This is a genomic window from Cryptosporangium japonicum (genome assembly GCF_039524755.1).
Lineage (GTDB): Bacteria > Actinomycetota > Actinomycetes > Mycobacteriales > Cryptosporangiaceae > Cryptosporangium > Cryptosporangium japonicum.
The window spans coordinates 17634-42170 of sequence record NZ_BAAAGX010000043.1; the positions used below are offsets into that span (position 1 = coordinate 17634).

At 71.8% G+C, this 24537-nt stretch carries 19 protein-coding genes; 11 read left to right on the top strand and 8 right to left on the bottom strand.

Features of this window, described 5'->3' with window-relative positions; translation table 11 throughout:
* The first annotated feature begins 33 nt into the window (after positions 1-33).
* Positions 34-3777, top strand: a complete 3744-nt coding sequence (locus tag ABD437_RS40110) for an ABC transporter ATP-binding protein (protein WP_344654227.1) — start codon at positions 34-36, stop codon at positions 3775-3777.
* Between the two features lie 57 nt (positions 3778-3834).
* Positions 3835-4920 (top strand): M20 family metallopeptidase, encoded by a 1086-nt coding sequence (locus ABD437_RS40115; RefSeq protein ID WP_344654228.1) that lies wholly within the window; start codon positions 3835-3837, stop codon positions 4918-4920.
* Here ABD437_RS40115 and hisC read toward each other — a convergent pair.
* The 6 genes from hisC to ABD437_RS40145 form a co-directional block, all read right to left on the bottom strand.
* Entirely contained in the window at positions 4892-6040 is a 1149-nt protein-coding gene (gene hisC / locus ABD437_RS40120; RefSeq protein WP_344654229.1) for a histidinol-phosphate transaminase, read from the bottom strand. The genes ABD437_RS40115 and hisC overlap by 29 nt on opposite strands.
* A 10-nt stretch (positions 6041-6050) precedes the next feature.
* On the bottom strand, positions 6051-7055 hold the full coding sequence (locus ABD437_RS40125; RefSeq protein WP_344654230.1) for an RDD family protein: 1005 nt from the start codon (positions 7053-7055) through the stop codon (positions 6051-6053).
* A gap of 9 nt (positions 7056-7064) precedes the next feature.
* A complete protein-coding gene (locus ABD437_RS40130; RefSeq protein ID WP_344654231.1) occupies positions 7065-7637 on the bottom strand; it encodes an RDD family protein in 573 nt (190 codons plus the stop codon).
* Between the two features lie 348 nt (positions 7638-7985).
* Positions 7986-9380, bottom strand: coding sequence for a YlbE family protein (locus tag ABD437_RS40135; protein WP_344654232.1), 1395 nt, complete (start codon positions 9378-9380; stop codon positions 7986-7988).
* Complete coding sequence (locus ABD437_RS40140) at positions 9377-10882, bottom strand: AllF/FdrA family protein (protein WP_344654233.1); 1506 nt, start codon at positions 10880-10882, stop codon at positions 9377-9379. The genes ABD437_RS40135 and ABD437_RS40140 overlap by 4 nt, the downstream gene beginning before the upstream one ends.
* On the bottom strand, positions 10879-11655 hold the full coding sequence (locus ABD437_RS40145; protein ID WP_344654234.1) for an oxamate carbamoyltransferase subunit AllH family protein: 777 nt from the start codon (positions 11653-11655) through the stop codon (positions 10879-10881). The genes ABD437_RS40140 and ABD437_RS40145 overlap by 4 nt, the downstream gene beginning before the upstream one ends.
* A gap of 51 nt (positions 11656-11706) precedes the next feature.
* Between ABD437_RS40145 and ABD437_RS40150 the strand changes: the two genes are divergently transcribed.
* Together ABD437_RS40150 and ABD437_RS40155 are read left to right on the top strand one after the other, a co-directional pair.
* On the top strand, positions 11707-13380 hold the full coding sequence (locus tag ABD437_RS40150; RefSeq protein ID WP_344654235.1) for a PucR family transcriptional regulator: 1674 nt from the start codon (positions 11707-11709) through the stop codon (positions 13378-13380).
* A gap of 248 nt (positions 13381-13628) precedes the next feature.
* Positions 13629-14735: a helix-turn-helix domain-containing protein gene (locus ABD437_RS40155; protein WP_344654236.1), complete on the top strand. Its 1107-nt coding sequence runs from the start codon at positions 13629-13631 to the stop codon at positions 14733-14735.
* Here ABD437_RS40155 and ABD437_RS40160 read toward each other — a convergent pair.
* Entirely contained in the window at positions 14689-15168 is a 480-nt protein-coding gene (locus tag ABD437_RS40160; RefSeq protein WP_344654237.1) for an OsmC family protein, read from the bottom strand. The genes ABD437_RS40155 and ABD437_RS40160 overlap by 47 nt on opposite strands.
* The gene (locus ABD437_RS40165; RefSeq protein WP_344654238.1) at positions 15122-16075 is read right to left on the bottom strand and encodes a DMT family transporter; all 954 of its coding nucleotides are present in this window, start codon (positions 16073-16075) and stop codon (positions 15122-15124) included. Before ABD437_RS40165 ends, ABD437_RS40160 begins: the two co-directional genes overlap by 47 nt.
* Before the next feature lie 262 nt (positions 16076-16337).
* On the opposite strand from ABD437_RS40165, the gene ABD437_RS40170 reads away from it, so the two are divergent.
* The 7 genes from ABD437_RS40170 to ABD437_RS40200 all read left to right on the top strand — a co-directional run bounded on the left by ABD437_RS40170 (position 16338) and on the right by ABD437_RS40200 (position 24507).
* On the top strand, positions 16338-17798 hold the full coding sequence (locus ABD437_RS40170) for a uracil-xanthine permease family protein (RefSeq protein WP_344654239.1): 1461 nt from the start codon (positions 16338-16340) through the stop codon (positions 17796-17798).
* 63 nt (positions 17799-17861) lie between these two features.
* On the top strand, positions 17862-18746 hold the full coding sequence (locus ABD437_RS40175; RefSeq protein WP_344654240.1) for an FAD binding domain-containing protein: 885 nt from the start codon (positions 17862-17864) through the stop codon (positions 18744-18746).
* Complete coding sequence (locus tag ABD437_RS40180; RefSeq protein WP_344654241.1) at positions 18743-19222, top strand: (2Fe-2S)-binding protein; 480 nt, start codon at positions 18743-18745, stop codon at positions 19220-19222. The genes ABD437_RS40175 and ABD437_RS40180 overlap by 4 nt, the downstream gene beginning before the upstream one ends.
* Complete coding sequence (gene cutA / locus ABD437_RS40185) at positions 19222-21627, top strand: aerobic carbon-monoxide dehydrogenase large subunit (protein WP_344654242.1); 2406 nt, start codon at positions 19222-19224, stop codon at positions 21625-21627. Before ABD437_RS40180 ends, cutA begins: the two co-directional genes overlap by 1 nt.
* Positions 21628-22332 carry an SRPBCC family protein gene (locus ABD437_RS40190; protein WP_344654243.1) on the top strand — a complete coding sequence of 235 codons (705 nt, stop codon included), beginning with the start codon at positions 21628-21630 and terminating at the stop codon, positions 22330-22332.
* A gap of 43 nt (positions 22333-22375) precedes the next feature.
* A complete protein-coding gene (locus tag ABD437_RS40195; protein ID WP_344654244.1) occupies positions 22376-23611 on the top strand; it encodes an amidohydrolase family protein in 1236 nt (411 codons plus the stop codon).
* Positions 23612-23643: 32 nt separating this feature from the next.
* Positions 23644-24507 (top strand): NAD(P)H-binding protein, encoded by an 864-nt coding sequence (locus ABD437_RS40200; protein WP_344654300.1) that lies wholly within the window; start codon positions 23644-23646, stop codon positions 24505-24507.
* The last annotated feature ends 30 nt before the right edge of the window (positions 24508-24537 follow it).

Here is a 24537-nt window from a genome sequence, read left to right on the forward strand (position 1 = left end):
CAGAATGTCGGAGGCGCGAAGTAATCTCCGAATGTGTCGACCGCTCCCTCTCCCGGCTGGATCCGCCGTCTCTTCACCCTCTCCTGGAGCCGCCACCCGGTTCTCGTCGTCGCGGTCATCGCCGCGTCGCTGGGCGCCACCCTGGTGGAGGGTGTCGTACCGCTCCTGACCAGGGAAGCCATCGACGATGCGGTCGCCGGGCGGGTCGACAGGGTCACGCTGATCACGGCCGTGCTGGCCGGGCTGGGGCTGGTGCGGTTCGCCGCGATCTTCCTGCGCCGCTACACCGCGGGAAAGCTGTCGCTCGACGTCCAGCACGATCTGCGAAACGCGGTGTTCACGACGCTGCAACGGTTCGACGGGCCCCGGCAGGACGCCTTGCGCACCGGTCAGGTGGTCTCGCGGGCGATCTCCGACCTCCAGCTGGTGCAGGGCATCCTGGCGTTCGTCCCGTTCTCGCTCGGCATGGTGCTGCTGTTCGTCATCGCGGTCGTCGCGATGTTCTCGCTCTCGGTGCCGCTGACGCTGGTCTCGCTGGCCGTGACGCCCGCGGTCGCCTGGGCCGCCGGCCGCAGCCGGAAGACGCTGTTCCCCGCCACCTGGTCGGCGCAGCAGCGTGCCGGGGAGGTCGCCGAGCGGGTCGAGGAGGCGGTCACCGGCGTCCGGGTCGTGAAGGGCTTCGCGCAGGAGGCCCGCGAGATCGCCGAGCTGGAGACGTCGGCCCGCCGGCTGTTCGCCGACCGGATGCGCGCCGCGCGCATCAACGCGGTGCTCACGCCGACGCTGGCCGCGCTACCGCAGCTCGGGCAGGTCGCGGTGCTCGCGCTCGGTGGCTGGCTCGCGCTCACCGACCGCATCACGATCGGCACGTTCGTGGCGTTCGCGGCCTACCTGGCCACGCTGGCCGGCGCCACCCGGGTGCTCTCCGGCCTGCTCACCCAGGGGCAGCTGGCCCGCGCGGGCGTCGAGCGGGTCTACGACGTCATCGAGAGCGAGCCGGGCGTCGTCGACCCGGAGGATCCCGAGTCGCTGCCCGAGGGCCCGCTGTCCGTCGGGCTCGACCGGGTGGTCTTCGGCTACTCGGCCGACGACACCGCGATCGACGACCTCACCATCGACGTGCGGCCGGGCGAGACGCTCGCGCTCGTCGGCCCGCCCGGCTCCGGCAAGAGCACGGTCGCCCAGCTGATCGGGCGCTACTACGACACCCGCTCCGGTGCGGTGACGCTCGGCGGCGTCGACGTCCGGCGGCTGCGGCTGTCCGAGCTGCGCGGTGCGCTCGGCGTCGTCTTCGAGGAAGCGTTCCTCTTCTCCGACACGGTCCGGGCCAACATCGCCTACGGCCGGCCCGACGCCACCGACGCCGAGGTGGAGGCGGTCGCCGCCGCGGTCGAGGCGCACGGGTTCATCAGCGCGCTGCCCGACGGGTACGGCACGCTCGTCGGTGAGCGCGGCCTGACGCTCTCCGGTGGCCAGCGCCAACGCATCGCGCTCGCCCGTGCCCTGCTCACCGACCCGCGGGTACTGCTGCTCGACGACGCGACGTCCGCGGTCGACAACGTCACCGAGGCCGCGATCCACGCGACGCTGCGCGAGGTCACCGCCGACCGCACGACGATCCTGATCGCCCACCGCCGGTCCACGCTCGCGCTGGCCGACCGGGTCGCGGTGCTCGACGGTGGCCGGCTCGTGGACATCGGCACCCAGGCCGAGCTCACCGAGCGCAGCCCGCTGTTCCGGGCCCTGCTGGCCGGCCCGGAGGACGGCGTGGCCGCCGATCCGGTCGGCGAGCAGGGCGCCGCGCCCGATCCGGGTGCCGAGGGCGTCACCCCCGAGCTCTGGCCCGCGGTGGAGGAAGCCGGCGACCCGCTCGTCGCCGCCCGCACCGGCGGGCGTCCCGCGATCGGGCTCCACGGCGAGCAGGGCGGTATGCCCGCCACCCCCGAGCTGCTCGAACAGGTGCGGGCACTGCCCCCGGCCGACGAGGTGCCGGAGCTGCCCGGCGTCGATCCGCGCGCACCCGACCCGCAGTTCCGGCTCGCCCGGCTGCTGCGTCCGGTGCGCCTGCTGCTCTGGGCCACGGTCGGCCTGATCGCGGTGGACGCGCTGGCCACGGTCGCGTTCCCGCTGCTGGCCCAGCACGCGATCGACGCGGGTGTGGTCGGGAACTCCCGGGTCCAGCTGGCGGTCGCCGGTGCGCTCGGCGTCGTCGTGGTCCTGGTCGACTGGCTGGCGGTGCGCACCCAGACCGTCACCGCGTCGAAGGCCGGCGAGCAGGTGCTCTACCTGCTGCGTATCCGCAGCTTCTCGCACCTGCAGCGGCTTGGGCTCGACTACTACGAGCGCGAGCTGGCCGGTCGCATCATGACCCGGATGACCACCGACGTCGACGCGCTCTCGACGTTCCTGCAGACCGGCCTGGCCACCGCCGTGGTCAGCGTGCTCACGATCCTCGGCGTCACCGCGGCGCTGCTGATCACCGACGCCGGGCTCGCGCTGGTCGCGCTCGCGGTGCTGCCGATCGTGGTGGTCACGACGCTGATCTTCCGGCGGCTCTCGGCCGCGGCCTACGAGCAGGCGCGGGAACGCGTCAGCATCGTGAACGCCGACTTCCAGGAGAACGTCGCCGGGCTGCGTGTCTCGCAGGCCTACGTGCGCGAGACGCGGTCGGCGGCCGACTTCGCCCGCCGCAGCGACGACTACCGGCGGTCCCGGATGCGGGCCCAGACGCTCATCGCGACGTTCTTCCCGTTCATCGGCCTGCTCTCCGACCTGGCCCAGGCCGCCGTGCTCGCGGTCGGCGCGCACCGCATCGCCGACGGCGCGGTCACCCCGGGCATCCTCACCGCGTTCCTGCTCTACCTCGGGTTGTTCTTCCAGCCGATCCAGCAGCTCTCCCAGGTCTTCGACGGTTACCAGCAGGCTCGCATCGGCCTGGGGCGCATCGGCGACCTGCTGCGCACCCCCACGTCGGTGAGCGACACCGACACCCCGGCTCCGGTGCCGTCGCACCTGACCGGGCGCATCGAGCTGCGCGACGCCCGGTTCCGGTACGCCGGGGCCGACGGCGAGGCGCTGCGAGGCGTTTCGATGACGATCGAGCCGGGGGAGACCGTCGCCTTGGTCGGGGAGACCGGCGCCGGCAAATCGACGGTGTTGAAACTGCTCGCGCGCTTTTACGACGTCACCGATGGGGCAGTCCTGGTGGACGACGTCGACGTGCGCCGGTTCCGGTTGGCCGACTACCGCGGCCGGCTGGGCGTCGTACCGCAGGAAGCCCACCTGTTCACCGGCGACGTGGCGTCGAACATCAGTTACGGGCGCCCCGGCAGCCCGCCGGCGTCGGTCGAGCAGGCCGCGCGTGCGGTCGGGGCGATCGGGATGGTCGGTGCGATCCGCGGCGGGTTCCGGCACTCGGTCTCGGAGCGCGGCGGCGGACTCTCCGCCGGGCAGCGTCAGCTGGTCTCACTGGCTCGCGCGGAGCTGGTCGACCCCGACATCCTGCTGCTCGACGAAGCCACGGCCGCGCTCGACCCGGCGAGCGAGGCGGTGGTGCTGGCCGCGGGCGACGCACTGTCGCGTCGCCGAACGACGGTCGTGATCGCCCACCGGCTGGCGACCGCCGCACGGGCCGACCGTATCGTCGTGCTCGTCGACGGCCAGATCGCCGAGCAGGGCACGCACGCTGAGCTGATCGCCGTCGACGGGGTGTACGCGCGGCTCTGGGCCCGGGACGGCGCCGCGGCCACCGCCGAGGAGCTCGATGCGGTGAGCTAGCTAGGGGAGGATTGAGGTTTGTTGGAGCGGGACGAGCTCGTGGCCGATCCAGGTGCGGTGAAGCCTCTGCTGGCGATCCTGGAACGCTTGGTGGAGCTGCCCACCGTGTCCGGGAACCTTGCCGCGTGCGAGGAGGGCCTCGACTTCATCGGTGGGTTCCTCGCCGAGCGTGGCCTGGTGGTCCGCCGGTTCGACCAGGACGGTTTCGGGGCGCTGGTGGCCACCGTGCGCCCGACGCTGTCACCCGCGGTCATGCTCACCGCCCACCTGGACGTCGTCCCGGGGCCGGAGCATTTGTTCACGCTGAAGCGCGACGGCGGCCGGGCCATCGGCCGCGGTGTGTTCGACATGAAGGGCGCGATCGCGGCCTACCTGGCGTTGATCGACGAACTCGGGCCCGAGCTGGGGCAGTACGACCTCGGCGTGATGATCACGACCGACGAGGAGACCCGCGACCTCGGCGTGAAGCTGCTGCTCCAGGAGGAGGGCTACCGGCCGCGGGTGGCGGTGCTGCCGGACGGCGGCGACAACTGGCAGCTGGAGGAAGTGGCCAAGGGCGCCTGGCGGGTGCGCGTGAGCACGTACGGCGTTCCCGTGCACGGATCCCGGCCGTGGACCGGGGAGAGCGCGTCGTTCAAGCTCCTCGACCTGCTCGGTGACATCCGCCGCCGCTTCCCGGTCGAGGATCCCCACGTCGACACGCTGAACATCAGCTTCCTGCGGGCCGGCACCGCCCCGAACCAGTTGCCCGACCAGGCCGAAGCCGTGCTCGACATCCGGGTGATGGGGCCGGCGGAACTCGCCGAGGTGGAGCGTGACGTCGCCGAGATCTGTCGGCGGCACGGCGCGGACCTCGAGCTGCTCGTGCTCTTTCCCCCGGTCAAGCACGACCTCACCGACCCGCTGCTCGCGGAGTTCGCGCGCAGCGTCGAGCGGGTGACCGGGGTGTCCTGCGGGAGCTGCCTGTCGTTCGGCTCGAGCGACGCGGCCCAGTACGCCGCGATCGGCGTACCGTGCGCGGTCACCCGCCCGATCGGCGGCGGCCACCACGGGGACGAGGAATGGGTCGACGTGGCGTCGCTGGCCCAGCTCGTCCCCGTGCTCCGGGACTACCTCAGGCGAGTAGCTCACTCGCCGCGCTGAGGAACATGTCGTTCTCGGCCGGGGTACCGATCGTCACGCGGACCCCGTCGCCGGCGAACGGCCGCACGATGACGCCACGCTTCTCGCAGCCCGCGGCGAAGTCGAGCGCGTCGTCGCCGAGCGGCAGCCAGACGAAGTTGGCCTGGGTGTCCGGGACGTCGCTCCGGAGCGCCCGGACGGCCGCGTGCACCCGGGAGCGCTCGGCCACCACGATGTCGACCCGCCGCTTCATCTCGTCCTCGGCGTCCAACGCGGCCAGTGCCGCCGCCTGGGCGACGTGGTTCACCGAGAACGGCGTGACGACCTTGCGCACGGCCTCGGCCACCTGCGGGTCGGCGGCCATCCAGCCGACCCGGATGCCGGCCAGGCCCCAGGCCTTCGACATCGTCCGCAGCACGACGACGTTCGGGCGGTTGCGGGCCACGTCGAGCCCGTCGGGAACCGCGGGGTCACGGACGAACTCCCGGTACGCCTCGTCGATGACGACCAGCACGTCCGGCCCGACCCGGTCCAGGAACCGCTCCAGGTCCTCCCGGGGCACGGCCGGACCGGTGGGGTTGTTCGGCGTGCACACGATCGCGACCCGGGTGCGGTCGGTGACCGCCGCGGCCATCGCGTCCAGGTCGTGGGCGTGGTCGTCGGTGTTCGCCACCCGGACGCTGGTGCCGCCGCACGACGTCGTGATGATCGGGTAGGCCTCGAACGAGCGCCACGAGTAGAGCACCTCGTCGCCGGGCAGCACCGCGGCACGCACGATGTGCTCGGCCAGCGCCACCGAGCCGCAGCCGGACACCAGGCGGTCGGGGGCGACGCCGTAGCGCTCCCCGAGCCGGCCGCGCAGCGCGACCACACCGGGGTCGGGGTAGCGGTGGGTCTGCGCCACCGCCTCCGCGACCGCCTCGACGACGCCGGGCAGCGGACCGAACGGCACCTCGTTGCTGGCCAGCTTCACCGCTTGCGGGACGCCCGACTCCCGGGCCACGTCGCTCGGGTTCTTGCCGGCGACGTAACGGGGAATCGTGTCCAGGTCGGCGCGGGTCAGTGAATTCTTTTCGACCGACCGCTGCGGGCGGAACTCAGCCTGAGAGGAGCCATGAGGTTGAAAAGAGTTCATTGGCATCGGGGGCTCCTCATTTCTCGACCTTGACCTTCTCGGGCGCCGGCACCGCGGCCGACCGGACCACGATCGAGGTCACGGCCTTGTCGTGGAGGCACTGGCGGGCCGGGCGGTCCCAGAGACACCACAGCAGGTCGGCGATCTGCAGCGGCAGACCGCACAGGAAGCTCACCGCGGGGCTCGGCAGCATCAGGATCAGCCAGCGGCGGATCGACTGGCCGAACGTCAGCGACTTGTCGTCGACGACCCGGATGACCCGGATGCCGACGATGCGCTTGCCGAGCGTCTGGCCGCTGTTCGCGGTGGCCGGCACCTCGTAGGCGAACCAGAGGCCGATCGTCAGCACGAAGATGATCCAGTTGAGGCGGCTCGCCTCGTCCGAGAGCGTCTCCTGCCCGACCAGGATGTCGTTGATGTTGGGCCCGACCTGCTCGGCGAACTGCAGGTAGAAGTAGCCGTTGACGACCAGGCAGAGCAGGAACACCGCGGTGATGTCGATGAGGCGGGCGACCACGCGCAGGCCGAGCGGCGCCAGCTTGGTGGTGTCGATCGGCATCGTCGTGGTGGTGCCGGGCAGGCGGATGTGGCCCGGGGGCACCGGTGGGAGCTGCACCGGCGGCTGGCCCCAGCGTGGTTTGCCCGGTGCGTTGACGCCCCCGAACGAGCCGGGGTTCTGCGGGGCTCCCGCGCCCTTTTCGCTGCCGGGCGGAGCCCAGCTCGGGGCACTGGGCGGGCTCGGGGCGCCGGGCGGAGTGGAACCGCCTGCGCCGGAGGCGCCGGACGGGGCACCGCCTGCGCCGGACGCGGGTGGCGTCCATCCGGGGGTCCAACCGGCCTGCGAGGCCGGTGGCGTCGGCGCGGACGGGGCCGCGGCCGGAGCGGGCGGCTCGACGGGTGGAGGGCCGGGCGGCGGGGTGGCACCCACGGGCAACGGGGCGCCGAGCCACTGCTCGCCGTCCCAGTACCGCTGCGTGTCCGGATCCGCCGGGTCGGGATACCAACCGGGGATCGGGGTCACCGAATCACCTCACCCATCTGCTGCTTTCACCACGATCGTCTTCGCGTACTTGTCGTGCACACACTGCCGGTGGGGCTTGTCCCAGAGCAGCCACAGGTTGTCCAAGAGTACGTAGACGCCGAGCAGCGCTCCCACGAAGGGGATGCCGCCGAGCACCGACACCCCGTCCGAGGCCAGCCAGCGCTTGCGGGCCTGGGAGGGCGTCACCGCGGACCCGTCGACACCCACCACCCGGATCCGCCGCCAGCGCTTGCCGAGCGTCTGCCCGCCGTTCCTGAACTGGTAGTTCACCGCGTACCAGTAGGTCAGGAGCCCGGTCGCCGCCGTCGCCAGCGCGTACCCGAGGAACGCCAGGAGCATCCAGAGCAGGACGCCCTCCTCGGAGGCCCCGTTGCCCTCGCTGCTGGCCAGCGACAGGAACAGCGGAACACCGAACAGCACGACGAATAACAGGACGATCGGGCTGAACAGGATTGTTCCGTCGAGGATCCGGGCCAGCAGGCGATCGACGGGTCTGGACGGGGCCGGCGGGGCGGCCGGCCCGGACGGCGCGTGGCTCGGGTAGCCGACCTGCGGGTTCATGCCCGCCATCCTGCCGTACCCCGGTCGGGCCTGATCAACCTGCACGAACGGTTCAACGCAGAGCCGCCGCTCCGCGTGCCGGGGGCGGTGGCACTCGGAGCGGCGGCGTGCACGGTTCGTGGGGCGGCGGGGGGTTGCCGTGGCGAACCGGGCCGGTCGGACCGCGGGGGGTGGCCCGGACCGGCGTTCTAGTTGCGAGGGCCGCCGTGGGGTCCGAACTCCGGCAGCTGCGGGGGGTGCCGCAGGAGGGGCAGCGACCCTCGCACCCGACTCATCGACGCCGGACCCGGGCACCGCAGTGGAAACCGCCCCGCGCAACCCACCCGCACCGGGACCACAACGAAGTGGTCACCCCACCGGCGGGGCCGCCTCGCCCAGCGCGTCCAGCGCCGCGGTGAAGCACTCCATCGGGGGCGTCACCAGACCCGCCCCGACCTGCCCCACGCCCGCGACGCGGCCCGCCATGCCGGTGTTGATCTGTGGCAGCACGCCCGAACGGACCACCTTCGTCACGTCGATGCCGGTCGCCGCGCCGCGGAAGTCGAGGATCGGCAGCGCGTAGGCGGGGTTCTCCCCGGTCGTGATCCCGTACATCTCCCGGCTGGTCCGCAGCGCGTCCGGCACCGTGCCGCCGACGAAGCGCACGATCGCCGGTGCGCTGGCCATCGCGAACCCGCCGATGCCCGCGGTCTCGGTGATCGCCGAGTCGCCGATGTCGGGGTTCGCGTCGTCCGGTCCGTACGAACCCAGGAACAGGCCCTGCGGGGTGTTCGCCGGGCCGGTGAACCACTGGTCACCGGTGCCCGACACCTGGATCCCGAAGTCGGTGCCGTTGCGCGCCATCGTCGTGACGACCGTCGACCCGGGGATGTCGGACGCCGCCGCGGTCTGCAGCTTGCACGCCGGCATCACCAGGTTGAGGAAGAAGTGGTCGTTGCCGCCCACGAACCGGGCGACGTCCGCCACGTCCGACGATGCCACCCCGGCGTCGATCATCGCGGGCATCAGGTCTCGGAGCAGCATGAGCGTGCCCGCGCGGTTGCGGTTGTGGCCCTCGTCGCCCATCTGGACCATCTGCGCGATGATGCCCTTGACGTCGACCGGTCCGTGTTCACGCACCGCGGCCTGCAGCGCGGGCCCGAGTACGGACGACATCCAACGCAGCCGGTCGATCACCTCCGGGCCGTAGGCGCCGTACCGCAGCACCTTGCCCAACCCCTCGTTCAGCGAGCACCACGACGTCCGGTCGTGCGCCTCGTCACGCAGCACGAACACCCACATCGACGGGGACACGACGCCGGCCATCGGGCCCACTCCGCCGTCGGAGTGGCAGGGTGCCCACTCCACCGCGCCACCCGACAGGAGATCGGTGGCGTCCTCGGTGGTGGCGGCCAGCCCTTCGAACAACGTGGCGCCGATCAGCGCACCGCGCAGCGGCCCGGACGCGCGTTCCCAGGTGATCGGCGGCCCGGCGTGCCGGAACTGCCCGGCCGAGAGCCCCACGACCTCCGAGGCCGGCCGGACGTCGACGAGCGTCGCGCCCGCCGCGAGCATGCGCTCCAGCGCGGTCTCGTTCGCCGCCAACCGCCGACGGTCGGCCATCACCCGCGCCAACGCGTCCTCGGAGCCGACCGGCGGCTGCCACGCCACCGGGGTCACGGCGGCGGCCTGGGCGGTCAGGGCCTCGCTGAACAGGTCGACACCTGCCGTGACAATCGTCGGTTCGCCTGACAAAAGCGTCATTCGGTCACCTCGGAGGGCTTCAGGATCGCGACGGCTTCGCGAGCGGCTTCGGCGTTGGACAGGAAGACCCAGGCTCCGACGCCGCTCAGCTCGGCGGCCTGGCGGGCCAGCCCCTGGGGGTCATCCGACGTGCCGATCAGCGCGACGACGACGTCGAACGGCCGGTCGGCGGAGGTCAGCGCGGCCGCGATCGCGGGCGCCAACTCCGACGCCGGGTCGGGATGGGCGCCGTGCCCGAGTACGACGTCGAGCAGCACGACCCGGCACGACGGATCCGCCGCCTCGACGGCCAGCCGAGCCAGCCGCAGCGTGCCGTCGATCATCGGGTGCGGACGTCCGGCGGTCAGCGCGTCGTCGCCGAAGTCGATCATCGCGTGGCCGTCGGTCGTCAGGTCGCTGCCCAGCGCCCAGGCGGGGTCGAGCGGGATGTTCGACGCGATCGGGCCGAGCGTCGCGGACGCGATCACCATCGCCTCGTCGGCGAGCGTCCCGCCGCTGAACAGGCCGCGGAGCGAACCGGTGCCGATGCTGAACGGGGCGACCAGGTCACGCGGCTCGTCCGTGGGCAGCCACTTCGGCCACGAGGCCGGCGCGTCGGCCCCGAGCACCTCGGTGACGACCGCGGTCAGGTCGGGGCGACCGCTGCCCAGCAGGCCGAACACGACGGGCTTGGAGAGCTTCGCCGCGTGCGCGCGCACGGCGTCGGCGACTTCGGGAGCGGGCGGCTTGGAGATCACCAGGATGGTCTCGGTCGCCGGGTCGGCGTCCAGCGCGTCGAGCGCGGCCAGCGTCGAACGCCCGGCCACGGCGGCGGACAGGTCGCGCCCACCGACCCCCAGGCAGTGCGAAACGCCCACCCCGGCCGCGTCCAGCAGCGCCAGCACCTGCTGCGCTCCGGTCCCGGACGCCGCGACCAGCCCGATCGGACCGGGCCGCACTACGTTCGCGAAGCCCAGCCCGACGCCACCGACCACCGCGGTGCCGCAGTCCGGCCCCATCACCAGCAGCCCACGCTCGGCGGCCAGGTCCTTGAGCGCGATCTCCTGCTCGACCGGCACGTTGTCGCTGAACACGAGCACCGAGGCGCCGGCGTCCAGCGCGTCGACCGCGTCGGCGAACGCGTAGCGGCCCGGGGTGGAGATCAGCACCAGGTCGGCCTCGGCGGCGGTCACCGCTGCCCCGACGGTGCGCAGCTCCGGCTGGGTGGCGTCCGTGCTCGCCGACGGGGTTTTTGCGGTCAGCGCCGACTCGAGTGCGGCGAGCGCCGAGTCGCGCGTCGTCTCGTCGGCGGCGGCGATGGCCACGATCATGTCGCCGGGGGTGGCGTCGTCGGGCAGCGTGAAGCCCATCCCGGCGATCAGCTCGCGGTTGAGGTCGGTGCCCATCGCCACCATCGCGTCGGTCACCCCGTCGAGGCCGGCGACGGCCTGACTCACCTGGAGCAGCTGGACCGAGTCGCGGTACGTGCCACGCCGCAGCTCAATATGGTGCAAAGCGGTCACTTCACCAATCCCTTCGGTCCGGTTAGAACGTCCAACCCCTTGCGGACGCCGTACAGCAGCCCGCTGCCGGAGGAGTGACCCACGCCGAGCAGGGCCTCGACGGCGGAATCGAGCGACTCGAGCGGGTCGGTGAGCACGGCGGCGAGCTCCGGGATGCACTCGCCCCGGGCGGCGTGGGTGAGTAACGCGGCCGAGACCGCCGTGGTGGCGCCCGGCCGGGCGGCCAGCTGGGCCGAGACCGTCGAGGCGATGAGCTGTCCGGTCGGATGTCCCCCGGCTAGCAGTGTGACGAGGGTCCCCGACAGGATGTCGTCGCCCAGCGGGGTCAGGCCCTCGCCCCGGCCCAACAGCTCCGTCACCGCCCGATCGGCGTCTCCGTCGGCCAGCACCCGGTCGGCCAGCGTGTAGACGGCGTCGGCGCCGGTGTGCGCGCTCAGGGCTCGCTGCCGGGCGTCGACAGCGGAGAGCCGCACCCGTGGGCGGGGCGGACGCCACCAGCGGGTGACCGTCACGGCGTGGTCGCCGAACTCGACGCGGCCGTCGCCGATCCGGGCGGGTGAACCGACCGGCCGGGCCGGAACCGGGACGCCGGGGCCGAGCAGCACCGCGCACGGAACACGCACCGCGTCGGCGGCGACGCACAGCGCGGGCACCCGCGGATCGCCGGTGGCCAGATACAGCGCGCGCGACAGTGAGGCGGTGACCGTGACGCTCCGGGTCGGTCCGCTCAGAACGGGCGCCAAAGCCACGGATGCGGCCCCGGGAAGAGTCATGTCACCCCCTCTCACCTGGCTGACGGTAAGACCGCGTCTACGGTGGTCGGCATGGGAAGAATTGCCAAGGATGGCCGGGGTCCTTCGGCCAATTTGACGGCATCTCCGGTCGGATTGCCACTACGTGACGTACTCGATGCGAGCACGTTGACGGGCGCCCGCGTGCTGGCCGGCGAGGGTGGGCTGGACCGCGTCGTCCAGCGGCTCAACGTGATGGAAGTACCCGACATCCTTCCCTGGGTGAAGCCGCACGAGCTGCTGCTCACCACCGGCTACCCGCTGCAGCACAGCAAGATCGAGCTGATCGACCTGGTCCGCGAGCTCGACGAGCGCGGGCTGGCGGCGCTCGCGGTCAAGCTGCACCGCTACCTGGACGAGCTACCGGCCGACGTGCTGGCCGAGGCCGACCGGCGGAACTTCCCGATCATCGAGGTCGCCGAGTCGGTGGGCTTCGACGACATCCTCAACGAGGTGCTCAGCGCGCTGCTGCACCGGCAGGCCTCGGTGCTGGCCCGGTCGGACGAGGTGCACCGGGCGCTGGTGAGCGTCGTGCTCGAAGGTGGTGGCCTCGACGACCTCGCGGCCGAGCTGACCCGCATCCTCGGTGGTCCGGTGATCGTCACGACCCCTGACGGGCGGGTGAACGCCCGCGCCGGCGACGCCGAGGACCTGCAGCGGACCGGCTGTTTCGACCCGACCGGCCGCTTCCGCGTCGACGACGAGCCGACCGGCGTCCGCCCGCACGAGGGCGGCTTCCACACCACGGTGCCGATAGTGGCCGGCCGCATCGACCACGGCCGCATCGTCGCGTTCTCCGACACCCCGCTCGACGCCGCCGACGTCTATTCGTTGGAGCGGGCCGCCACCGTGGCCGCGCTCGCGGTGACCAAACAGCTGGCCATCGACGCGGTCGAGGGCAAATACCGGGCGGACTTCCTGCGTGACCTGCTCACCGGGCGGGTGGAGGACGTGCCCGCCGCGGTCGCGCACGCACGCACGCTGGGCTGGGACGTCGAGCGGCCGCTGGTCGCGGTGGTCGCCGAGCTGGACCCGGTGACGACGCCGGTCGGCGCCGCTCCGGAGCTCCGGCCGGTGCAGGAGCGCTTCGCCACCGCCTGGCAGTCGGTCGTGCGCTGGCGCGACCCCCGGGCGCCGGTGGTGAACTTCAACCAGGAAGTGGTCGTGCTGCTCGGCCTGCCCTCCGGCGGCGGAGGTGCGGACGCGGTCGAGCGTGCCGTCGGTGAGCTCGTCCGCCAGGTCGTCGGCGACGGCGGCGGTGGGCGCCGCTCGTTCTCGCTGGGCATCTCCCGGCCGGCGTCCGCGCCGCACGAGTTGCCCCGCGCGTACGAGCAGGCCCGCAAAGCCGTGCGGATCGGACGCCGGCTGCACGGTGACGGCGCGCGGGCCAGCTTCGACCGGCTGGGCGTGCACCGGCTGCTGTCGCTGATCCCGGACACGTCGGAGCTGCGCGGGTTCGTGGAGGAGGTGCTGGGGGAGCTGGCCGCGGACACCCCCGAGAACGCGGACCTGCGTCGGACGCTCGCGGTGCTGCTGGAGACCAACTGCACGGTGGCCGAGGCCGCGCGGCGGCTGCACTTCCACTACAACACGTTGCGCTACCGGATCACGAAGCTGGAGAAGCTGGTCGGCCCGTTCACCGACGACGCCGCCTTGCGGCTGGACCTGGCGCTGGCCCTGCGGGTGCTGGAGATCCGCGGGCTGTGATCCACCTCGTCCCATCCCACGCACGTCCCACCTGGTCAGCACGGTGCCATCCCGGGACGCGTCCCGTCCCGAGGTGAACGCCTTGCGGTCCACCACGCGACCGGTGAGTCTGATCCCGGCTCGCCGCCGCGCAGGGCGGGCAGCTCCAGTGAGAGGAATGGGATGGCCTTGATCGGCTGATCCGACTGTGCCGGGGGTCGGCGTGCCCACATGAGAAACAATCTCCTTGCCCGAGGCAGGGAGTGCGTATGGGATCAGTCGCCGAGGCCGCCGACGTCGCGGTGTATCTCCGCGGATTGAAGGCACGGTCGAACCAGAGTTACAAGGCGCTCGCACGCCGAGTAGGGGTCGGTAGCTCGACGCTGCACCGGTACTGCAGCGGGGAACAGTTTCCCGCTGACTTCCGCGTAGTCCGATCGTTCGCCGCAGCATGCGGTGCGACCGCAAACGAGCTCCAGCTGCTCGAGCGGCTGTGGGCGACCGATCCACGAAACCCGGCGATCGCGGCCGGACTTCCCCCCGCTCCGGCCGCGACCGCCGTCTCCGACACCGGCCGGCGAACCGAGCCGGCCGAGGCGGAGGAGACGACCGAAGCGGTGGCATCGACGGTCACGGGGGCCGCCGATGCCACCGCCCCGGTTCCTCGATCCCGCCGCGCCTGGTGGCTCGCGGCGGGTGTCGCCGTGGTGGTCGCCGTCGTCGTCGCCGCCACGATCTTCACCACGAGCTCCGGCGGGGGCTCCGAGCCGCGCGCTTCCGAGCTGCTGTTCTCACCCGCGTGCGAGGGCCCGGTGAGCATGGGTCAGCACGACACCTGCGTGGAGGAGCTCCAGCGCCTCCTGGCGGCGACCGGCGTGAAGATCGGGATCGACGGGGACTTCGGCCCGGAGACGCTGCGCCGGGTCACCGCCTTCCAGGTGCTGGCCGGGTTACCGGTGCGCGGCGTCGTCGACGACGCCACCAAACGGGCGCTCTACGCCGGTGACGTGTCGATGCGCAGCTGGACTCCGGCACAGGTGGAGCAACGGATCCGGCGCGTGTTCCCGGAGGAACCGGACCGTGCCGTCGCGATCGCGAAGTGCCAGTCGCTGCTCGACCCGTTCTGGGTGCTGCCGAACGTCGACACGAGCCGGAACTGGGGTGTCTTCCAGATCTCCGACCGGCGCCTGCGTGAACTCGACGGCACACCCCGGCGGGCGTTCGACCCGGAATGGAACATCTGGGCTGCGCGGGAGCTCTGGCGGACCCGCGGTGGGTTCGCCGAGAACTGGCCGTACTGCGACGAGGCCTTCCCGCGCAGCCGGGCGCCTAGCTCTCCACCACGACCGTCGGCTGGTGGTGGACCGGGAAATTGACCGAGCTGGCGATGAAACAGCGAGCGTTGGCGTCGCGGTGCAGGCGGGTGGCCAGCTCGACCTTGCCCGCGCTGGCCCGCGCCAGCGTCACCTGGGGGTTGAGCGTCACCTGGGTGAAGCGCCCACCACCGCCGGGTGTCTGCGTCATCGAACCGGTCGGTGCGTCGGTGTAATCGACGACGACCACGCCGGCCTCCACGCACACGTGCAGGTACGACATGAGGTGGCACGCGGAGAGCGTCGCCACGAGCAGTAGTTCGGGGTTCCAGCGGTCGGTTTCACCGCGGAAGGCCGGGTCGGACGACCCGTAGAGCGGCGGACGTCCGTCCGCGACGATCTCGTGCGATCGGCTGTACGCCCGGTAGGCGCTGGTGCCGGTGCCCTGGTTACCCGTCCAGGTCAGTGCCAGCTCGTAGTCGTGAACCGCTACCACCTGCTGCTCTCTCCTCTGTGTCGGACTGCGGAGTCCTGGTGAGTGCCACTCCGGCCAACACGATCGCAGTTCCGACGATCGTCAGCGGAGTGATTTTTTCGCCGAGCACCAGCCAACCGAGCACCGCGGCGACGACCGGCAGCAGGTAGAGCACCACCGACGCGGCCGGACCGACGTCCGCGACCTGGCGGATGTTCAGCACGGTCGCGAAGCCGGTGCAGAACGCGCCGAGCGCGATCGTCGCGACGACGACCTCCGGCCCGAGGTGGACGGCGTCGAGCGAGTGGGGGCCGGTCACCGGCAGGGCGATCAGCGCGAGGCCGGTGCCGGCGACGAGCTGGCCGGCGGCGAGCGCGATCGGCGGCCGGTCGAGGCGCGACATGTAGCGGTCGATGTACACGTAACTGGCGCCGTAGCTGGCCGCGGCGGTCAGGCCGAGCATCGTCGGCACCGCGGGCAGGCCCTCGCCCGGCGGCCAGGTGCCGATCACCATCAGCGTCCCGACCAGCCCGGCGACCAGGCCACCGAGGTAGCGACCGCGGACGGGGCCGACCCCACCGAGGCAGACGCCGATCGCGAGCGTCCAGAGCGGCGTCGTCGCGTTCAGCATCCCGCCGACGTGGGAGTCGATGGAGCGGACCGCGTACGCGAAGAGCAGGAGCGGCACGACGTTGCCGATCGCCGCGACCACGGCCAGGTGCAGCCAGACCCGCGGCTCGGTGGGGAGGCGTACGCCACGCAGCCGGCAGACGGCCAGCAGCAGTGCCGAGCCGAGAGCGAGCCGGACCACCGTCAGTACGCCCGGCGGGAGGCCGCGCAACGCGATGGCGGCCCAGAGAAAGCTCGAACCCCACAGCACTGCCAGCACTGCCAGCCGGACGAGCGCAGCGCGTCCGGTAATCCCCATAGTGGTGATGACGCTAGGTGTCGCCAGAAGTTCAGTTGATACGGCTGTGACTAGGCACGAACCGCCCGGGCGTCGCTCGGACCCGTGTCGTTCACGTTGCCGTCACATCACGTGGGCGACATTTACTGACGAATCGAACTACCCCTCGGCAGGTTCCGCCAACGGCGGCGTGCTTAGTCAGTGGTGTCTTGACCATGAGACCCAGGTCACCCGACCCGGATATTCGTCGCTATTACCGGGGCGGTTGAAAAGGGGTTCGGACATGGCATTCAGGTGGAGTGTCGTTCACGGAGGCAAAGCACCGCCGCCGGGCGGGGTGGTCCGGCCGGAGGAACGTCTGTCCTGGCCGCGGACGATCGGCCTGGGAGCGCAGCACGTCGTCGCGATGTTCGGGGCGACGTTCGTCTTCCCGTTGATCATGGGGCTGAACGCGCAGCTCGCGATCATGCTCAGCGGTGTCGCGACGATCATCTTCCTGCTGATCGTCAGCGGGAAGGTACCGAGCTACCTCGGCACCTCCGCGGCGTTCGTCGGTGGTGTCGCGGCGATCCGCGCCCAGGGCGGTGACTCGGCCGAGGTGACCGGCGCGATCCTCGTCGCCGGCGTGGTGCTCGCGCTGGTCGGTGTCCTGATCCACTTCGTCGGTTCCCGTGCGATCTACTCCGTGCTGCCGCCGGTCGTCACCGGCGCGGTCGTCATGCTGATCGGCTTCAACCTGGCGCCGGTCGTGGCCGGCACGTACTGGCCCCAGGACCAGTGGATCGCGCTGATCACGATGCTGTTCGTGATCGTCGTCGCGGTCGGCGTACGTGGCTTCCTCGGCCGGATCGCGATCTTCCTCGCGCTGGTCTTCGGGTACGTGCTCTCGTGGGTCTTCGACAAGATCTTCGGCCAGATCACCTCGTACGACGCCGGCGCCGGCAAGGAGACGACGCACTGGCGCGTGAACTGGGACGGCGTGACGTCGGCGGACTGGCTCGGGTTCCCGTCGCAGACCACTGTCGCCGCGGACGGCAAAGAGGTCGTCGGCTGGCACTTCCCCTCGTTCACCGTGACGGCGATCCTGCTGGTGCTCCCGGCCGTGATCGCGCTGATCGCGGAGAACGCCGGCCACGTGAAGGCCGTCGCGGAGATGACCGGTGACGACCTCGACCCGATGATGGGCCGCGCGATCGCCGCCGACGGTGTCGGCACGGTCGTCGCGTCGACGTTCGGTGGTTCGCCCACCACCACCTACGCGGAGAACATCGGCGTCATGGCCGCCACCCGCGTCTACTCGACCGCCGCGTACTACGTGGCCGCGATCGTCGCGATCCTGTTCGGGTTCTCGCCCAAGTTCGGCGCGGTCGTCTCGGCCACCCCCGGCGGTGTGCTCGGCGGCATCACGGTCGTGCTCTACGGCATGATCGGCCTGCTCGGCGCCAAGATCTGGCGGGAGAACCGGGTCGACTTCGCGAACCCGATCAACCTGGTCCCGGCCGCCGCGGGCATCATCATCGGTGTCGGAAACGTCAGCCTGGTGTTCACCGACGACTTCTCGCTCTCCGGCATCGCGCTGGGCACGATCGTGGCCGTGGTCGGATTCCACATCGCGAAGGCCATCGCGCCGCCGCACCTGAAAGAGCTGTGGCTCGCCGAGCGATCGGGCGAGGCTCCGAAGAACGACGACGCCGATGGTGCGGTGCTCGTCGTCAACGAGCCCGGCGCCTACAAGGAGCCGTAGAACATCGATCTCCCGGCGGCCGCGCACCGGCCGCCGGGAGACTGAGCGAGGGACTATCGCGGTATGAAACCATCGGCGTTCGAGTACCACCGTCCCGAGACGCTGGACGAAGCCCTCGGTGTCCTGGCCGAGCTGGGGGCGGACGGGAAGGTGCTGGCCGGCGGCCAGAGTCTGGTTCCGATGCTCAACATGCGGCTGGCGGCGCCGCACCACCTGGTGGACATCAACCGCCTCACCGACCTGGCCCGCATCGACGTCACGACCGACGCGGTCACGGTCGGAGCGATCGCCAGGCACGCCGACGTCGAGCACTCGGCGCACGCCGAACGCGTCCTCCCGCTGCTCCGTCAGGCCCTGACCCACGTCGCCCACCCGACGATCCGCAACCGGGGCACCACGGTCGGCAGCATCGTCCACGCCGACCCGGCCGGCGAGATGCCGTCGGTGCTCGCGCTGCTCGGCGGTTCGGTGCAGCTCGCCTCGGCGTCCGGGAACCGCGTGGTTCCGGTCGACGACTTCTTCCTCGCGCCGCTCGAGTCGGCCACCCGGCCCGGTGAGCTCGCGACCAGCGTGACGTTCCCGATCCCGGCCCGCCACACCGGCAGCGCCTGGCTGGAGGTCTCCCGCCGCCACGGCGACTACGCGATGTGCGGCCTGGGCGCACTGGTGACGCTGGACGAGGACCTGCGGATCGCGTCGGCTCGCGGCACCTACGTGTCGATGGGGCCGACGCCGGTCACGGTGGACTTCACCGAACTTGTCGGAGGGCGCTCCTACGATGCCGCTGACTGGTCGGCCGCCGGGAAGTACGCGAGCTCGGTCGTCGATCCCGAGGAAGACATCCACGCCACGGCCGAGTACCGGCGCCACCTCGCCGGCGTGCTCACCGGCCGGGCGTTGAAAGCCGCCGCCGCCCACGCGGTGGCCAGAACGGAGGTCGCGGCATGACCCAGCACGACGTGACGTTCACGGTGAACGGCGTGCCCCGCACCGCCTCCGTGCCCTCCCGGCGCCTGCTCGCGGACGCGCTCCGGCACGACCTGGGCCTCACCGGCACCCACCTCGGGTGCGAACACGGCGTCTGCGGCTCCTGCACGGTGCTCGTCGACGGTCGTCCGATGCGCTCCTGTCTGCTGTTCGCGGTGAGCGTCGACGGGGCCGAGATCACCACGGTCGAGGGCTGCCGCGCCCCGGACGGCGGTCTGGGCCCGGTGCAGCAGGCATTCGTGGACTGCCACGGCCTGCAGTGCGGGTTCTGCACCCCGGGCTTCGTCACGACGATCACGGCCTACCTCCGCGAGAACCCGGAACCGACGGAGGAGGAGGCGCGCGAGGCGATTGGCGGCAACCTCTGCCGCTGCACCGGCTACCAGAACATCGTCAAGTCGGTGCTCCGCGCGGCCGAGCTCCAGAAGGAGTCCTGATGGTCACCCGCGCGTTCGGGGTCCCGATGACCCGCCGGGAAGACCCCCGGCTGGTGTCCGGCAACGGCCGCTACCTCGACGACCTGGGCGAGGGCGCCCTCGCGGTGGCGTTCGTCCGGTCACCGCACGCCCACGCCCGCATCCTCGACGTCGACGTCACCGAGGCGCTCGAGGTCGAGGGTCTGGTCGCGATCTACACCTACGAGGACCTCGCCGACGACCCGAATCCGCGGGTGTCGGAGCCGCTGCCGCTGCTGATCCCGCACCCCGCGCTGCACGCGCCGCGGGTGAACACCCCGCTGGCCGACGGCATCGCCAGGCACGTCGGCGAGGCCGTCGTCATGGTCGTGGCCACCGACCGGTACGTCGCCGAGGACGCGTGCGAGCGCATCGTCGTCGAGTACGAGGTGCTGCCGGCCGTGGTCGGCATCCCGGCGGCCGTCGAGGCGTCCCACCGGGTGCACGCGGACGTCGACGACAACGTGTCCGCGCACCTCGTGCAGGAGGTCGGGGACGCGCCGGCGGCGATCGCGGCGGCACCCCACACGTTGAGCCTCGACCTGGACATCGAACGCTCGGCGTCGATGCCGATGGAGGGCAAGGGCGTCTACGCGCGCTGGGACGCCGCCGACCGGTCGCTGACCGTCTACACGTCCACGCAGGCGTCGACGTCGGTGCGGTTCGCGCTGGCCGCGAAGCTCGACCTGCCGGTCGACCGCGTCGAGGTGATCGCGCCCGACGTCGGTGGCGGCTTCGGCGTGAAGATCGTGCACCCGTGGCCGGAAGAGGTCCTGATCCCCTGGGCGGCGATCAAGCTCGGCCGCGAGGTGAAGTGGGTCGAGGACCGGCGCGAACACTTCATCAGCTCCACGCACGAGCGGGGCCAACTGCAGAAAGTCACCGTCGGTTTCGACGACGAGGGCCACGTCCTCGGCCTGGACGTCGAGTTCTGGCACGACAACGGCGCCTACACGCCGTACGGCATCATCGTCCCGATCGTCACGTCCACCCAGCTGCTCGGCCCGTACAAGCCCGGTGCGTACCGGGTCGAGTTCCGGTCGATGTACACCAACACGGTCACCGTGACGCCGTACCGCGGCGCCGGGCGTCCGCAGGGTGTGTTCGCGATGGAACGCACGATGGACGCGATCGCCGACACGCTCGGCCTCGATCGGGCGCTCGTCCGGGAGCGCAACTTCATCCAGCCCGAGGACATGCCCTACGACCACCACCTGACGTTCCAGGACGGCCGGCCGCTCATCTACGACTCGGGCGACTACCCGACGTCGCTGGAGAAGATCAAAGCGCTGGTCGGCTGGGACGAGTTCGAGGCGATCCGGGAGGCGGCCCGCGCCGAGGGGCGCCGGGTCGGCATCGGGCTCGCGTGTTACGTGGAAGGCACCGGGCCCGGCCCGTACGAGGGCGCGTTCGTCCGGGTGGAGACCACCGGCAAGGTCGTCGTCGCCACCGGCCTCACCACCCAGGGCCAGGGCCACGAGACCGTGTTCGCGCAGATCGCCGCCGAGGAGCTGGGCGTGCCGGTCGACGACGTGTCGGTCACCACCGGTGACACCCGGCGCTTCAAGTACGCGGTCGGCACGTTCGCGTCCAGGGCCGCGGTGATGAGCGGCAACGCGGTGGCGCTGACGGCCCGGAAAGTACGGGCCAAGGCGCTGCGCATCGCCGGGGAGGCGCTCGAGGCCGACCCGAAGGACCTGGAGATCGTCGACGGCGTCGTCCGGGTGAAGGGCGTTCCGGGTGACGGCATCCCGCTGCGCACGGTCGCGGTGCTGTCGAACCCGCTGCGCTACGCGTTCGACGAGGAAGCCAAGCGGGCCACCCAGTTCGCCGGCACGTCCGACATGAGCAAACCGCCGATCGACGAGGACGACGAGCCGGGGCTGGAGGCCACCGACTACTACTCGCCGATCCGGTCGACGTTCGCCAGCGGCATGCACGCGGCGGTCGTCGAGACCGACCCGGAGACCGCGGAGATCAAGATCCTGCGGTACTGCGTCGTGCACGACTGCGGCACGCTGATCAACCCGCGCATCGTCGAGGGCCAGATCCACGGCGGTGTCGCGCAGGGCGTCGGCGGCGCCCTGTACGAGCGGATCGTCTACGACGAGAACGGCCAGCCGCTCAACGCGTCGTACATGGATTTCCTCATCCCGTACGCGTCCGAGGTGCCGACGGTCGAGACCGACCACCTCGAGACGCCCTCACCGCTCAACCCGCTCGGGGTGAAGGGCGCCGGCGAGGCCGGTGTCATCCCCTCCGCGGCGCTGTTCGCATCGGCGATCTCCGACGCGGAGGGCTTCTTCGTGAACCGGATGCCGATCTCGCCCTCGGAACTCTGGGCGCTCCGTGAACAGCACGCCGTGGCATCGGAAGGAAGCAAATAGATGAAGGTCAACGGCAAGGCCACGCTGAACGCGCCCGTGGAGCGGGTGTACGCGGCGCTGAACGACCCGTCGGTGCTGGTGCGGACGATCCCGGGCTGCCAGCAGCTCGAGCAGGTCGGCGACGACGCGTACCGGATGACCGTGACCGCGGGGGTGGCGTCGATCAAGGGGTCGTACGTCGGGGACGTGCGGCTCACCGACCAGCAGGAGCCGACGTCGTTCGTGCTGCGTGCGAAGGGTGCCGGGGCGCCGGGCACGGTCTCGGCGGACGTGCTGGTGACGTTGGAGCACGGCGCCGAGGGCACCACGCTGTTGTCGTACGCGGCGGACGCGGTGGTCGGCGGGGCCGTCGGGGGAGTGGGGCAGCGGGTGCTGTCCGGGGTCGCGAAGAAGACCGCGGGTGAGTTCTTCGCCGCGGTCGATTCGTTGCTGAACGCTCCGGCCGAGGTTCTCGCGCCCGATCCGGCCGGCTCGGTCGAGGTGGCCGGGGTGCCGCTCAACGGCTCGGTGGCCGCGGTACCGCCGGGTGGTGCGGCGGTGGCCTCGGCCGACGGGGCGCGGGTGTTCACCGCGCCGGCCAAGGCGGCCGGTGGAGGCGGCGCCGAGCTGCTCTCGGGTGGGTTCCTGCCGGGCGCGCTCTTCGGTGCGGGCATCGCGCTGCTCGGCGTGGTCGTCGGCGGGTTGATCGGTCGCCGCCGCTCCTGACCCGGTCGGCTCGGGTCGGGTTCTCGGCGGAGGGGGAGGCGGCGTGGACCTGCTCGTCACCGACGCGCGGCTGCGTGACGGCCGGGTCGTCGACCTGGCGGTCACCGATGCCCGCCTGCGCGTCCTCCCCCGTGGGAGCGCCGGAGCGGCTCCGAACGCCCCGGCTGCGCGGGTGATCGCGGCGGGCGGGCGGCTGGTCACCGAGTCGGCCGTGGACAACCACCTGCACCTGGACAAGGTGCACACGCTCGACCGGGTCGGCGACGCCGCGCTCTCGGCCTACACCGACGACGGCATGGCCGGTGCGATGACGTCGATCGAGCTGGCCAGCGCGGTGAAGACCGGCTACCGGAGCACCGATGCCCTCCCGCCGGTGCGGCGCGCGCTCACCGAGGCCGTCCGGCACGGCACCCTGCACGTCCAGGCGTTCGTGGACGTCGACACCGCGGCCGGCCTCGAGGGGTTCCGCGCGGTCGCCGAGGCCCGCCGCGAGTTCGCCGCGCTGCTCGACGTCAGAATCGTGGCTTTTCCGCAGGACGGGGTCGTGCGTGACCCGGGCGCGGCGCAGCTGTGCGAGGAGGCGCTCCGCCTGGGCGCCGACGTCGTGGGCGGCATCCCCTGGATCGAGCACACCGACGCCGACGCCCGCGAGCACGTCGAGTGGGCGTGCGCGCTCGCCGCCCGCGAAGGCAAACGTGTCGCGATGCTCACCGACGACGCCGGCGACCCGACCCTGCGCACCACCGAGATGCTCGCGGCCGCGATGCTCGAGCACGGGCTGGTCGGCCGGGGGGTGGCCTGCCACGCGCGTGCGCTCGCGCTCTACCCGCAGCCGTCCCTGCTCCGGCTGGCCGGCCTGGCGAAGCGAGCCGGGCTCGGGTTCGTCAGCGATCCGCAGACCGGCCCGCTGCACCTGCCGGTGGCGCTCTTCCGTGACCTGGGGATCCCGGTGGCGCTCGGGCAGGACGACATCGAGGACGCCTACTACCCGTTCGGCCGGGCCAACCTCTGGGAGGTCGCGTTCCTGGCCGCGCACCTGCTCGAGTTCCGCACCGCGGCCGCCCAGCAGGCCCTGCTCGACCTGGTCACCACCGACGCGGCCCGGGTGTTCGGGGTCGAGCACCACCGCCTCGCCGACGGCGCCCCGGCCAACTTCGTCGTGCACGACGCCGAGCGGGTGGTCGACGTGCTGCGTCACCACGCGGCACCGCGCTGGGTGGTGTTCCGCGGCCGAGTGGTCGCCGAGACGACGACCCGCACTGATATCGTTACTCGGTAACATATTTAACCGAGGAACGGATTCCTATGTCAGTGCTGGTCACCGGCGCCACTGGTCGCGTCGGGAGCCTCGTCGTCGAGAACCTGACCCGGGCCGGGGTGCCGGTTCGCGCCCTGACCCGTCGCGCCGAGGCGGTGGCGACGTTCCCGCCGGACGTCGAGGTCGTCACCGGCGACCTCACCGTGCCCGACTCGCTCGAGACCGCGCTGCGTGACGTCAGCACCGTCTTTCTGGTCTGGACCGCGCCACCGGACACCGTTCCGGCGGTGGTCGAGCGCCTCGCCGCGCAGGCGGGACGCATCGTGTTCCTCTCCTCCCCGCACCGGACGCCGCACCCGTTCTTCCAGCAGGCCAACCCGATGGCGGAGCTCCACGACCGGATCGAACGGCTGATCGCGGCGTCCGGAGCGGAGTCGACGATCATCCGGCCGGGAATGTTCGCGTCGAACGCGTTCGCCTGGTGGGCGCCGGCGATCCGGGCCGGTCAGCCGGTCCGGTGGCCCTACGGTGGCGCCGAGACGGCACCGGTCGACGATCGTGACGTGGCCGCCGTCGCGGCGCGGACGCTGCACGGGGACGGGCACGCCGGCGGCGACCACGTGGTGACCGGCCCGGAGTCGCTCGGCCAGGCGGAGCAGGTGGCGATCATCGGCGAGGTCCTGGGTCGGCCGATCGAATTCCAGGAACTCTCGCCCGACGAGTTCCGCCGGGAGACGGCGGCGACCTGGCCGGGCCCGGTCGTGGACATGCTGCTCGCCGCCTGGGGCGCGACCATGGGTCGGCCCGCGTTCGTCACCTCGACCGTGCTCGACGTCCTGGGGTCCGCGCCGCGGACGTTCCGGCAGTCCGTGGCCGACCACGTGGCCGAGTTCGTGAGTTCCCCGGCAAACCGCTAGCGGCTCGCCCGTGAGAGTTAGAGTGCTGAA

Bases quoted from the DNA above. Each gene is read 5' to 3' on its own strand.
- hisC (WP_344654229.1), bottom strand. From the start codon at position 6,040: ATGCCAATGAACTCTTTTCAACCTCATGGCTCCTCTCAGGCTGAGTTC.
- ABD437_RS40130 (WP_344654231.1), bottom strand. From the start codon at position 7,637: ATGAACCCGCAGGTCGGCTACCCGAGCCACGCGCCGTCCGGGCCGGCC.
- ABD437_RS40135 (WP_344654232.1), bottom strand. From the start codon at position 9,380: ATGACGCTTTTGTCAGGCGAACCGACGATTGTCACGGCAGGTGTCGAC.
- ABD437_RS40145 (WP_344654234.1), bottom strand. From the start codon at position 11,655: ATGACTCTTCCCGGGGCCGCATCCGTGGCTTTGGCGCCCGTTCTGAGC.
- ABD437_RS40150 (WP_344654235.1), top strand. From the start codon at position 11,707: ATGGGAAGAATTGCCAAGGATGGCCGGGGTCCTTCGGCCAATTTGACG.
- ABD437_RS40155 (WP_344654236.1), top strand. From the start codon at position 13,629: ATGGGATCAGTCGCCGAGGCCGCCGACGTCGCGGTGTATCTCCGCGGA.
- ABD437_RS40165 (WP_344654238.1), bottom strand. From the start codon at position 16,075: ATGGGGATTACCGGACGCGCTGCGCTCGTCCGGCTGGCAGTGCTGGCA.
- ABD437_RS40170 (WP_344654239.1), top strand. From the start codon at position 16,338: ATGGCATTCAGGTGGAGTGTCGTTCACGGAGGCAAAGCACCGCCGCCG.
- ABD437_RS40175 (WP_344654240.1), top strand. From the start codon at position 17,862: ATGAAACCATCGGCGTTCGAGTACCACCGTCCCGAGACGCTGGACGAA.
- ABD437_RS40180 (WP_344654241.1), top strand. From the start codon at position 18,743: ATGACCCAGCACGACGTGACGTTCACGGTGAACGGCGTGCCCCGCACC.
- cutA (WP_344654242.1), top strand. From the start codon at position 19,222: ATGGTCACCCGCGCGTTCGGGGTCCCGATGACCCGCCGGGAAGACCCC.
- ABD437_RS40190 (WP_344654243.1), top strand. From the start codon at position 21,628: ATGAAGGTCAACGGCAAGGCCACGCTGAACGCGCCCGTGGAGCGGGTG.